Raw genomic sequence first — 337 nt, 5'->3', positions numbered from 1 at the left:
GGACGGACCGGACAGGCCCGTGTTGAGGTTCTTCAGGAACGACAGGTCCGGCATCTTGATGCCCAGCCCCTTGGCCCCCAGAGCAAGCGAGGACATGAACGCAGTACTGACCGAACCGCCCGCGAAGTCCATCAGGTTGAACCCACCCGTCAGAGCGGCACCCGTGAAATACTCCGACACACCCGCACTCGCGGCGTTGAATGTGTGGTCCGCCGTCGCCGCCGCCACCTTCAGCCCCGAACCCGACGGCGTCTTCCCACCCGGATTCACCACCGGCGCGTTCTTCGAGAGGTCGAACTTCCTGTTCAGATCCGGCCCAAGATCCCCCTTGCCCTTG

1 protein-coding gene is annotated in these 337 nt (G+C 64.1%); it reads right to left on the bottom strand.

What is annotated here, in order from left to right; translation table 11 throughout:
- On the bottom strand, positions 1-337 hold a 337-nt coding region (locus IE94_RS36835), incomplete at both ends, for a hypothetical protein (protein WP_037924991.1).

Source organism: Streptomyces violaceorubidus, assembly GCF_000717995.1.
In the GTDB taxonomy this organism is placed as follows: Bacteria; Actinomycetota; Actinomycetes; order Streptomycetales; family Streptomycetaceae; genus Streptomyces; species Streptomyces violaceorubidus.
Note: the sequence above shows the minus strand (reverse complement) of the source record. Positions and strands in the feature narration are given on the sequence as shown.